This is a genomic window from Paenibacillus germinis (genome assembly GCF_013141785.1).
Taxonomy (GTDB): Bacteria; Bacillota; Bacilli; order Paenibacillales; family NBRC-103111; genus Paenibacillus_E; species Paenibacillus_E phytorum.
Genome location: NZ_WHOC01000074.1, coordinates 1 through 11,508, shown reverse-complemented (window position 1 = coordinate 11,508; position 11,508 = coordinate 1). Strand labels below are relative to the sequence as shown.

Here is an 11,508-nt window from a genome sequence, read left to right as displayed (position 1 = left end):
GAAAAGCTGGGTGAGTGGAGTTCTTCTTAATTGAGAGCTTCTATGAGCATTATCCCCTTGGTTCAGGATAAGTTGGGTGAGGGGAGTTCATCTTAATTGAGAGTTTCTGTGAGCACTATCCCCTTGGTTCAGGATAAGCTGGGTGATGGAGTTCTTCTTAATTGAGAGCTTCTATGAGCACTATCCCCTTGGTTCAGGATAAGTTGGGTGAGTGGAGTTAGTCTTAATTGAGAGTTTCTGTGAGCACTATCGCCTTGGTTCATGTTCGAGGAAGCTTAAGGGGCAGTTTTGTAGACTGCTCAGAAAATATGTTTCTGAAAGGACTGAGTGGGAAAGAGAGGAGGCAATGGAAGCAATGGCTACATTACATGGATAAAAATGGTAATTGTAGCATTCGTGTGGAACTTCCCAAACTAAATAGAACTGTTCTGACACGTACTAACGTAAACCAATACTATTCTAGAAGATATGCTCACGCCACACCACCGCCCCCGACTTCGAACTTTATACATCAATAATAAAACACTTCGAAACTTTTTACTCTTTCTTTCTGAGTAAAAGGGATAGTGCAAATAGGAAGATAAACAAAACCCGCCACTCAGCTGAAACAGCTTGAATCGCGGGTATGTTGTATTATTTATCCGCAAGTACAGTTAAGGACAGGCTTGCGGGCAGCAAGCGCTTCGTCCATACGGCTGACGACGGTAGTATAGGGAGCGTTCTTGACGAGCTCCGGGTTTTCTTCGACTTCTTTGGAGATGGCGATCATCGTATCAATGAATTCGTCTAAAGTTTGTTTGCTTTCGGTTTCGGTTGGCTCGATCATGATGCATTCTTCCACGCTGAGCGGGAAGTAGATCGTTGGCGGGTGGTAGCCAAAATCGAGCAATCTTTTGGCGATGTCGAGTGTGCGTACACCGAGCTTCTTCTGGCGGTTGCCTGAAAGCACGAATTCGTGCTTACAGAAGCGAGGATGAGGCACATCAAAGTATGGTGTCAGTCTAGCAAGCATATAGTTCGCATTCAAGACGGCATACTCGGATACTTTGCGTAAGCCTTCTGGACCGAGCGTGCGAATATAGGTGTACGCGCGAACTAGGATGCCGAAGTTGCCGTAAAAGCCTTTGACGCGGCCGATCGTTTGCGGGTAGTTGTAGTCAAAGTAAAAGCTGCCGTCTTCGCGCTTCGCAACGAGTGGAGTGGGTAAGAACGGAATTAGCTTTTCTTTGACGCCAACAGGGCCTGCTCCTGGTCCGCCTCCGCCGTGCGGGGTACTCATGGTTTTGTGCAGGTTGAGATGTACGACGTCGAAGCCCATGTCGCCGGGGCGAGTGATGCCCATAATGGCGTTGGCATTAGCGCCATCATAGTAAAGCAGTCCGCCTGCGGCATGCACGATCTCAGCGATCTCAACAATTTGTTCTTCGAACAAGCCGAGTGTGTTCGGATTCGTTAGCATTAAAGCGGCGGTATCGGGACCAACGGCTTTGCGAAGCTCATCGAGATTCACGAGGCCGCGCTCGTTGGATTTGATGGTTATGGTTTCGAACCCGGCAACCGTCGCGCTTGCAGGGTTAGTGCCGTGCGCGGAGTCGGGACAGATGACTTTGGTCCGCTTCTCACCGCGACTCTCGTGGTAGGAACGGATCATCATCAGTCCGGTCCACTCGCCATGAGCGCCAGCCGCCGGCTGTAGAGTTACACGGTCCATGCCGGTGAGGGATTCAAGGTCATTTTGGAGATTGTAGAGCAGCTCCATCGCGCCTTGCAGCGATTCTTCCGGTTGGTACGGATGTATTTTGGCGAAGCCAGGGAAGCGGGCTACGTCTTCGTTGATTTTTGGGTTATATTTCATCGTACACGAGCCGAGTGGATAGAAGCCGTTGTCGATACCGAAGTTACGACGAGAAAGAGCAGTATAGTGACGGATGACGTCTACTTCATATACTTCAGGCAGGTCGGGTTCGTTCTGACGCCTAAACTTGCCTGGCAGGAGATCGTTCAAATTGACGTCTGGCACATCGGATTCAGGCAGTGAATAGGCAATACGACCAGGGTGGCTCATTTCAAAAATGAGCGCTTTGCCGTCTGATTTCACGTTCACGTTGTTTTCGCTCATACGAGTTCCTCCATTACAGTTGCGAAGCTATCAATATCTTCGCGCGTTCTTTGCTCTGTGACGGCAATAAGCATATGGCCGGCGAGCTCGGGGTAGTCGCGGCCGAGGTCGTAGCCGCCGATGATGTTCTTCTGCAGGAGCTTACTGTTCAGCTCCTGCATGTTCGTGCCGTCCGGTAGCTTGACGGCAAATTCATTGAAGAAGCTGCCTGCGAATGGCAGCGAGAATTTAGTAGACGCGGCTAGGCGGTTCGCCGCGTAGTGGGCTTTTTGGACGTTGAGCTTGCCAACGTCTTGGATGCCCTGCTTGCCCATCGTGGACAAGTACACGGCTGTGCAAAGCGCGAGAAGCGCTTGATTGGAGCAAATGTTCGACGTGGCTTTCTCACGTCGAATGTGCTGCTCCCGCGCTTGGAGCGTAAGGACGAAACCGCGTTTGCCATCGCGGTCAACGGTTTGGCCCACGATGCGCCCAGGCATGCGGCGCATCCAGCTCTCGGCGACGGCGAAGTAGCCGCACGTCGGCCCGCCCAGCGCAGCTGGGATGCCGAGCGGCTGGCAATCGCCGACGACGATGTCAGCGCCGAGCTTGCCCGGCGCCTCGAGCAGCCCGAGCGTGAGCGGATTCGCGCTCACGACGAGCAGTGCACCCGCGCCGTGCGCGAGGGGCTCTGCGGCCCCGATATCCTCCAAACAGCCGAAGAAATTCGGCGATTGGAGGATGACGGCAGCCGCGTCGTCACTAAGCTTGGAAGTGAGGTCTTCGAAGTCGGTCACGCCCTCTGGCGTGAGGCCGATCTCGACCACTTCCAAGTTCAGCCCGCGGGCGGTCGTGCGCAAGATAGCGCGCGCTTCCGGGTGCACCGCTCTTGAGACGAGCAGACGACTGCGTTTCGTCGCTCCGCTAGCCAGGGCGCCGGCTTCAGCCAGCGCCGTAGCGCCATCGTACATCGAGGCGTTCGCTACGGCCATGCCGGTGAGCTCACAGATGTACGACTGAAACTCGAAAATCGCCTGCAGCTCGCCTTGGCTGATTTCCGGTTGATAGGGCGTATACGCTGTGTAGAACTCTGAGCGTGAGATGACATGATTGATCACCACCGGAAGGTGATGATCGTAGATGCCAGCGCCGAGGAAGCTGGCATAGCGGTCAAAGTCGGCGTTGCGGCTCGCCAGACCGCGCATATAGCGTAGTAGTCCTTGCTCATCCAGCGCCTTGGATACGTTCAGTTCGCCCTGAAAGCGAACCTTTTGCGGTATATCTTGAAACATCTCCTCCATGGATGAGATGCCGATAGTCTCCATCATTTCTTTTTGATCCTGTTCCGTAATTGGCAGATAGCGGTGCTTCATGATGACGGCTTGCTCCTCTCTTGAGACGAATGGCTTACGGTTTTCTTTTGTAAAAAGGGGTGGCAACGACTTTAGCTTTGACCTGCGACCCTCTAATTTCCACATTCAATTCCATGCCCAGCGCACTGTAAGCGGAATCGATTAAAGCCAAGCCCACGTTCGTTTTGAAAGTAGGAGATTGCGTCCCTGTTGTGACTTCACCGATCTGTTTACCATCCGTATTGAAAACGGCATAATGCGGACGTGGAATGCCGCGTTCGACCATCTCGATGCCAACGAGCTTGCGAGGTGTACCATTTGTCTTTTGACCAGCGATCACGTCACGACCTATGAAATCTCCCTTATCCAACTTCACAAAAAACGAAAGTCCAGCCTCAAGCGGTGTGATATCCTTGGAAAGCTCTTGCCCGTAAAGCGGGAGACGAGCTTCAAACCGCAAGGTATCGCGAGCGCCTAAGCCAGCTGGTACGAGACCATGCTCTTGACCTGCTTCAAGAAGCAGCTTCCACAGCTTTACAGCATCCTTTTGATCCACATAGAGCTCGAAGCCATCTTCACCTGTGTACCCTGTACGTGATAAGAGTGCTTTAATCCCAGCAACATCCGCCTCAGGAAGGAAGCGAAACGTTTTCAAAGATTGGATAGGCGCGTCTGTAAGTTTAGCTAAAATCAGTTCCGCATGCGGTCCTTGCAGCGCGAGCATCGCCGTTTCCTCAGAAATGTTGACTAAGTCCACACGACCCGTAAGATTCTGCTGCATCCATTCCACATCTTTATCGATGTTCGATGCATTGATGACCAGCATGTAGTTGTTATCACCAAGTTTGTAAACGAGTAGATCGTCTACAACGCCACCAGTCGGATAACACATAAGGCTATATTGGCATTGACCTGCTTCCAGCTTGGACACATCATTCGTTGTTATTTTTTGCAGAAAAGGGAGGGCGTCCTCTCCGCTTACTCGGACTTCCCCCATATGGGACACGTCAAAAAGCCCGGCCTGCTGCCTGACGGCGTCGTGCTCTTTTTGAATACCAGCGAACTGCACGGGCAGCTCCCAGCCTCCAAAATCAATGACTCGCGCTCCATGCTCCGCATAAATCGGGAAGAGCGGTGTTCGTTTTAGCATGCTCGTAACCTCACCTTCGATTGTTGACATTGCTATTTTGCCCGAAATATAAGCCAGAAAATGCAAAAAAGAGCAAAAAGTATGCAACACAAACATACCTTTTGCCCTGTCCTTTTTACCTGAGAGTTACCTCGCGCGAACTTCATGTCCGTCAAGTTTCCCCTTGGGTGTCCGTTTTCCCGCTGTGCGCGGAAATTCGAAGCTCTCCAGAGTTGCGTCCGATACAGGTCCTTTTGCCTGAGAGATTCACCACTTGGGGCTTACTCCTTCGGCGCCGCGAGCTTGCCCTGCGGTCTCTCCCTATACCATCATTCGCCAATATTCAATTTGTTTTATAGTATTATTATGTGCCCAAATTGGTGTGAATTGTCAACTGCAACTTTTGTAGAATGAGACTTGCCGTCTTAATCCGGCTTTGTTGGTAAAATTTACTGCGACCACCTTGACTTTGATGTTCTCATTAGATTAAGCTAAAAGCAAAATTTGCTGGTAAGCGAGGCGTTAATCGATGAGTGAAGTACAAGCCAATTTGTTTTACACCAAAGAGCATGAGTGGGTAGAGAAGCTGTCGGATACAGTGGTTCGCGTAGGCATTACTGATTTTGCCCAAGATCAATTGGGGGATATTGTGTTTGTGGAGCTTCCTAAAGTCGGAACATCCGTTACCGCGAATGAAAGCATTGGCAGTGTGGAATCGGTTAAAACGGTTTCGGATATTTTCTCGCCAGTTTCGGGCAAAGTAACTGCAGTAAATAGTTCACTGGAAGGTTCACCTGAGTTGGTGAACAGTGCACCATTCAGTGAGGGTTGGATGGTTGAAGTCGAAGTTACAGGTGCTGAAGCTTTGGAAGGCTTACTTACTCCAGCTGAATATGCATCTTACATCGGTAACGACTAGTAAAGAGTGACTTTGGTCTCCAACCAAAGTTTTTTAGGATGGAGGTTTTTTCATGTTATTTGGCCAAAAGCCGCAGGAGCAGAATGACCGTGTTCCCCCTGGCCAAACGCTGACACAAGGCTGGCCTGTGCTTCATTACGGATCCGTGCCTTACTATAATGATATGAGCAAATGGAATCTTCGTGTCTTTGGCTTGGTTGAGGAGGAGTTCCAGATCTCGTACAAAGACTTCATGGCTCTTCCGCGCAAAGAGTTCGCAAACGATATTCACTGCGTAACCACATGGTCCAAGCTGGACAATGTGTGGGAAGGTATTGCTGTTTCTGAGCTTATGAGCAAAGTGAAACTGATGCCGGAAGCTACCCATGTCATGCTGCATGCTGAGCATGGCTGGACGACGAATCTCCCGATCGAGGACTTCCTCCGTGAGACGTCTTTTCTGGGTATCAGACACAATGGCGAACTGCTGACACCTGACCACGGGGCTCCGGTTCGCATGGTTGTGCCGCATCTATACTTCTGGAAAAGCGCGAAGTGGCTGCGCGGCATCGAGTTTATGCCGAAGGATAAGCCGGGCTTTTGGGAGCGGAATGGGTACCATATGTATGGCGATCCGTGGGCCGAGGAGCGGTATGATTTTGATTAAAGTAATAAAGAAATCGATTAGATCGAAAATAATTTGCGGGTATGTTTGGGATATGTTAGAGTAAAAATAACAAAGAGACGGATTCGCGGTCCGTCTCCTGCACAACACTTGGGTGGAGACAACACTCCGAGTGAGATACCGGAATGAATAACCCCCTACCCTACGGCGCTAACCTGAGTGGGGTTATTTTCTTTTCATATATGTCAACAGCGCGAGAATAAACATCCCGAGGATTCTTTGAGATGCGTATGGGGATCCCTTCCGCGAGCAAAGGTACGATTTTGATTATGAGTAACTGAATACGTGCAGAAGTGACCCACTAAGGCGACCAACCTAGAAGTGGGTCACTTTCTTTTTGACAACCCGAGGCTACGCTGTAAAACAATTATTGTAAAAAAGGAAAGAGTACCAGTCACTAGATTTGAAACGCTAGTGATAGATACTCTTTTTTATCGAATGATTACTTAAATAACTTTGGTGAGTACAGTGCTAATACTGTTGAATAATTCGGAAAGGTGGTTTCGAAAGAGATTTCAAGTTTGTTTACGCCCTTGACATCAAAAAATATAAATTGGTTTGCTCCTCCATTAATTGGAGTGAGGTTACCTCCAGTTGCTAACAATTTACCATCACCATATATCTTAATAAGGCATTTTTCTTTGGAGTCCTTAGTATAATCATCAACCCCATAATATGTATTAAAAAATGAGTATTTTCCATCAAGATTATAGGTTATTTTTTCACTTTGGGCATTTGAATCTAACATAGAACTAATGCCTCTAGCGTAAACTTTACCCTCTTTCGTGAGAGGGTGTAATTTTTCGTCTCTAAAACTGGCATCGATATTTACTCGTTTCAAGACGTTCGTACCTGTTATTTTTTCGTATTTCAAATCTGTTAAATAAATTCCACCTACTTTCTCCGCTTGCTCAGCAGCTTCCTTATACTCTGGAGTTGAAGTATCGGTATGAACATTAAACGTAGAATAAGTGGTGTTTGAATCATTTTCAATCGTGGGAACTTGCATCTCAGATGGTTTACCGTAATCTTTTGAGTCTTTATAAGGTTCGGCTCCAGTCGGCGATGCTGAGGAGTTTTTTAAAATAATTGTTTTTGTTGCACTGTCCCAATTTACGTTGAGTCCTGATAGTTCTCCCATTGCGCGCAACGGGACGTAAGATGAACCTTCAAATATGATGGGACTTAACTCTCGACCATCAGGATCTTTGGGAGTCCAGGCTTGTCCATTCAATGTAAACTTTATTTCGTGGTTCAAGAATGCTTGAATTGTTTCGATATTTGCCTGAGCATAACCACCAATACATACTCCCATACTAAGTGTTACCGTTGCAAGAACTGTTGCTGAAATCTTTTTCATATTGACCCCCGATTATTGTTTCCATTATTATACAATACAAAATATGACTTGTTTATATTACCAGAATTTATGACACTTGAATAGAAAAAGAAGCTCTTAGTTAATTAAAGGCTGTCCCCAAAAGTCATTGACCTCTTGGGAACAGCCTTTTTGTCAGATATTTGCGTCCATCACTAGCTGACATTTACGGCGTGAAGATAAGAAGCATATGGACGTCTCATCGTTTGTATATTTATGGGAAGTTGGCGGGGGAGCGGCCAGCCGTCAGCTGTTAAAGCGGAGCATATTCCCGGTGATACGCCGTACAGCACGTTTTTTCAACCGAAGACGAAGGAAATTGAACTCATTATTAGAGCTAGAATGATCTATTTAATAAAGTAATGTCCATAAATAAATGATTACCCAGCACTTATATCTGGTTCCCTTAATAGGATGTTGTGAAGCGACATCATCTTAAGGAGGCATGCAACGGATGCAGAAAAAAAAGCTAACAATAAAGAAAAGAACAGGATTAGTCGTACAGAGGCACGTACATGAATTTGAAGGTAGTACGAAACTAGCTGAAGAAGGCGATGATCGACATAACCATCGCTTTGCGGGTGTTACAGGGCAAGCGATTCGTGTAGGAACAAGCCATGTCCACGAAATTGACCTCACGAATACGGATTTCTTAGACCATTTTCATAATCTGAGAAGGATTAGAACCGGACCGGCTATTTCAGTCGGAAACGGCAAACACGTACATTTTGTTACGGGTCAAACCACCTTAAATGATGGTCATGTGCACCGATTTAATTTCGCAACATTGATTCAAGCACCTCTTGTTTAAGGAACAAATGTATAATATCTAAATGGTTAGAGGCAGGTTGCTATTGCAACTTGCCTATTTGTGGTGCAGCACTATTTTGTAGGACGAGGTGTTGTGTTATATTGTGTTCAGTGCAGTAATGAAAACCCAAAGGAGAATTATGATGTCAACAGTTATGGGAACCAAAGAAAATCCTTGGAAATTAAAAACGCCTCCTCAAACATCTGAATATGAAATGTACAAGGACGAAAAAGATGGAAAAGCGATTATCGTTTGCACGGTAGGTAAAACTGTTTTGCATTATGACTATCGTTGTGTGGATGACTTATATGCCATGCTCAGACAGAATGGTGACTGGATGGAATTAGGCAGTGCAGATGAGCAGAAACCTGTAAAAGAAGGCACAGTTGAAGCATGGGGCCGTTCATCAGAAAATCCGGTTGGTGGTTGGTATGGCTTGAAAAAAGGTTTTCGTGGTCGATTTGGCATGTATGTACCTCCACTCATGGAGGCACTAGGACTTGCGGAAGTTGAACACAATCCAAGGAACAATCGTATGAGGGCCAAATAACCAGGATTACCAATAAGATGGGGAACCAACTCAAGTTGGCTCTCCATTTTTGTGTAAGTCGAGAACTTATTTTTTTTCTAATTATGGAAATCATATTTAAATAATCAATTGCTTCTTTTGAAATGGAGTCATTAGATGGGGAAAGAATCGTATTACTTTATCTTTCACGCTATCCATACAATACGAGATTACTTAAGCAATTCGTGTATATTTTCGTGTGGGTCGGTTCCTTCGTGTTAATTGAAAGTATATTTCTGTATGTAAAGCTTTTGTCTTACCATAATGGTTGGAATTTCGGTTGGTCCATTCTCGTCTGGATTTTCATGTTTTTGGGGTTACGGTTGCATGATACAAAACCATTGTGGGCATGGCTGTTCTGTCTTGTGACTAGTGTGTTTTTGATTATATATTTTCAAATCCCGATTTCTACTATGAAGTAAAGCGTGATTGGCCTTACTCCCAACATGAATTATTTGCAAATAAAATCCCGATAAGTTAAAATTATATTAGTAATTGATCAATAACTAATGTGTGTAACTTTAAAGGTGGAATGAATGATGACAAAGAATTCTCCAACATCAGTCAATCGGCGAGTAGATATTGTATCCGCGGCAATCGAAGTTTTTGCTGAAATCGGCTATTACCGTGCAACGACAGCAAAAGTTGCAGAACGCGCACAAATTTCTCAGCCTTATGTTTTCCGGTTTTTTTCAACGAAAGAAGCACTCCTGCAAGAAGCGCTCGAAGTGTCTTGGACACGAATTCTTGAGGCTTTCCGCGCGGTCATTGAGACCGTTGCTCCAGATCAACTTGAGAAAGAGCTGGTTGATGCTTATATTCATATTATGAAATCTTACCAAAATGAAACACTGCTGCAAATGCAAGCTCAAACGATTAAAGAGGATATGATCGCAGAGGTCATGCAGAAGGGATTTCGGGATGTTCACCAGGTGGTGCTAGAGGCTTTTAAGCGGTCAGGTTTTGAAAAACCTTATGAGAGAACCTTGATTTTTCTTGCTAGAGGGATGTTGTGCAATATTTCAATGGCGCTGTCTGTTCCAGAATTAATGCTTGTGGATGAATAAGCTGATTCTGGCATTTTATATGAATGGTAGTAATCAATCACTCACTGGAGGCAAGTATTTTGAAACAAATTGAAGGCTATATTGAGGTTCCTGGAGGCCGGGTTTGGTATACGCGAATTGGTGATGGAAATAAAACGCCTCTAGTTGTCCTACACGGAGGACCTGGTAATACACATGATCCGTTAAAATCAGTTCTTCACTTCTTGGCTGACGAGAGGCCTGTCATTTTCTATGATCAGCTTGGTTCTGGGAATTCAGATCGACCAACGGATCCATTATTGTGGAGAACGGAACGGTTTATAGATGAGTTAATAACTCTCAGGGAAGCGCTCGATTTGAAAGAGGTTCATCTTTTAGGCCATTCGTGGGGAACCATGCTGGCTGCATCTTACTTAATAGACCGAAAGCCTTCGGGTGTCTGCAGCGTCATTTTATCAAGTCCATGTCTCAGTGCGGAGCGTTGGAAGAAAGACGCGGACCATTTCTTGGCTAATTTACCCGAGGATGTTCAACTCACGATCACGCGTAATGAAGAACAAGCTACAACGGATTCAGAAGAGTATCAAACAGCCATGGAAGAATACTACAAGAGGCATGTGTGCAGATTGGACCCTCTGCCTTCAATCATTGCTGAGAGCCGTGCAAAAGCCAATAAAGATGTTTATATGACGATGTGGGGACCTTCTGAATTCAGTCCGCAAGGCAATCTGAAAACATACGATTGTACGCCCCAACTTCATGAAATCCAAATCCCTACGCTCTTCGTTTGTGGGCGTTATGATGAAGCGTCTCCAGAGTCGACTCACTATTATCATTCTCTTGTCCCAGAGTCTGAGCTCCATGTCTTCGAAGAGAGTTCTCATGTGAGTTACTTAGAAGAAACCCACGAATATGTAAGGATTGTCCGAGGTTTTTTGAGTAGAATGGAGTGAGTTAGCAGTTTGAGTGACAATTAGGCAGAAGTGTACATACAATGTCTTAGGGTTGAGAGGGGTGTCTGAAGAATGCCTTCAATTGTTAATGGTGCCATCAAGATCAACAGTGTCGCCTCGGGTTCAAATGTCCAGATTGGAGATACTTTCGTTATTTATCTTTCAAGTAATTCGAAAATCTTCTCGGGAGCTAACTCATTTTCCCCTGGTGATAGTTTTGGAAGTGTCCAGAGTGTTCTAAATGGCAGCACCAATACCATAGATCCGGATATTGTTGATACGCCTAACACGAATATATAAATGAGATGAGACCAACGCGAACGAGAGTAATGTATACCGAGATCCTGATTTGAAATAAAAGACCCTCTGAAGGGTCTTTTATTATTATACGTTTAAGGTTTGAGGGTAAGCAAAGCTAACCCCTTTTTTATTCGTGCATTCCAGAATAAGCGCGTTTTCCGAGCTTATTCAGCACGGACGTGTAGGATGGTGTGCTGAGAAGTCGATTTTCGGCTTCTCAGACTCTGTTAACGAGCTTCGGCTCGCAAAGCACTCGCTGAAAGCGCGGTTTTCGCGCTTATTGGTTCTGG

The 11,508-nt window shown here is 46.2% G+C and carries 12 protein-coding genes and 2 riboswitches; of the genes, 8 read left to right on the top strand and 4 right to left on the bottom strand.

Going from position 1 to position 11,508, the window contains the following annotated elements:
* Positions 1-637: 637 nt before the first annotated feature.
* From gcvPB to gcvT, 3 genes are read right to left on the bottom strand one after another with little or no spacing between them, the layout of a single operon-like run.
* Entirely contained in the window at positions 638-2,119 is a 1,482-nt protein-coding gene (gene gcvPB / locus GC102_RS15015; RefSeq protein ID WP_216628064.1) for an aminomethyl-transferring glycine dehydrogenase subunit GcvPB, read from the bottom strand.
* A complete protein-coding gene (gcvPA, locus tag GC102_RS15010) occupies positions 2,116-3,471 on the bottom strand; it encodes an aminomethyl-transferring glycine dehydrogenase subunit GcvPA (RefSeq protein WP_171690267.1) in 1,356 nt (451 codons plus the stop codon). Before gcvPA ends, gcvPB begins: the two co-directional genes overlap by 4 nt.
* Before the next feature lie 34 nt (positions 3,472-3,505).
* Positions 3,506-4,600 (bottom strand): glycine cleavage system aminomethyltransferase GcvT, encoded by a 1,095-nt coding sequence (gene gcvT / locus GC102_RS15005; RefSeq protein WP_171690266.1) that lies wholly within the window; start codon positions 4,598-4,600, stop codon positions 3,506-3,508.
* A 104-nt stretch (positions 4,601-4,704) separates the two neighbouring features.
* Positions 4,705-4,812, bottom strand: a riboswitch (glycine riboswitch).
* Between the two features lie 3 nt (positions 4,813-4,815).
* Positions 4,816-4,912, bottom strand: a riboswitch (glycine riboswitch).
* Between the two features lie 196 nt (positions 4,913-5,108).
* Between gcvT and gcvH the strand changes: the two genes are divergently transcribed.
* Both gcvH and GC102_RS14995 read left to right on the top strand, forming a co-directional pair.
* Entirely contained in the window at positions 5,109-5,498 is a 390-nt protein-coding gene (gene gcvH, locus GC102_RS15000; protein WP_029199263.1) for a glycine cleavage system protein GcvH, read from the top strand.
* Positions 5,499-5,550: 52 nt separating this feature from the next.
* A complete protein-coding gene (locus GC102_RS14995; RefSeq protein ID WP_171690265.1) occupies positions 5,551-6,144 on the top strand; it encodes a sulfite oxidase-like oxidoreductase in 594 nt (197 codons plus the stop codon).
* Between the two features lie 460 nt (positions 6,145-6,604).
* Here the strand turns inward: GC102_RS14995 and GC102_RS14990 are convergent, their stop codons facing one another.
* Positions 6,605-7,522: an NPCBM/NEW2 domain-containing protein gene (locus tag GC102_RS14990; protein ID WP_171690264.1), complete on the bottom strand. Its 918-nt coding sequence runs from the start codon at positions 7,520-7,522 to the stop codon at positions 6,605-6,607.
* A gap of 472 nt (positions 7,523-7,994) precedes the next feature.
* On the opposite strand from GC102_RS14990, the gene GC102_RS14985 reads away from it, so the two are divergent.
* The 6 genes from GC102_RS14985 to GC102_RS14965 all read left to right on the top strand — a co-directional run bounded on the left by GC102_RS14985 (position 7,995) and on the right by GC102_RS14965 (position 11,218).
* Positions 7,995-8,351, top strand: coding sequence for a YmaF family protein (locus GC102_RS14985; protein WP_171690263.1), 357 nt, complete (start codon positions 7,995-7,997; stop codon positions 8,349-8,351).
* 154 nt (positions 8,352-8,505) lie between these two features.
* Positions 8,506-8,901, top strand: coding sequence for a DUF6855 family protein (locus tag GC102_RS14980; protein WP_246320933.1), 396 nt, complete (start codon positions 8,506-8,508; stop codon positions 8,899-8,901).
* 122 nt (positions 8,902-9,023) lie between these two features.
* A complete protein-coding gene (locus GC102_RS40595; RefSeq protein WP_376769373.1) occupies positions 9,024-9,341 on the top strand; it encodes a CBO0543 family protein in 318 nt (105 codons plus the stop codon).
* Positions 9,342-9,458: 117 nt separating this feature from the next.
* Positions 9,459-9,986, top strand: a complete 528-nt coding sequence (locus GC102_RS14975; RefSeq protein ID WP_171690268.1) for a TetR/AcrR family transcriptional regulator — start codon at positions 9,459-9,461, stop codon at positions 9,984-9,986.
* A gap of 59 nt (positions 9,987-10,045) precedes the next feature.
* Positions 10,046-10,918, top strand: coding sequence for a proline iminopeptidase-family hydrolase (locus tag GC102_RS14970; protein WP_171690261.1), 873 nt, complete (start codon positions 10,046-10,048; stop codon positions 10,916-10,918).
* Between the two features lie 72 nt (positions 10,919-10,990).
* Positions 10,991-11,218 carry a spore germination protein gene (locus tag GC102_RS14965; protein WP_171690260.1) on the top strand — a complete coding sequence of 76 codons (228 nt, stop codon included), beginning with the start codon at positions 10,991-10,993 and terminating at the stop codon, positions 11,216-11,218.
* The last annotated feature ends 290 nt before the right edge of the window (positions 11,219-11,508 follow it).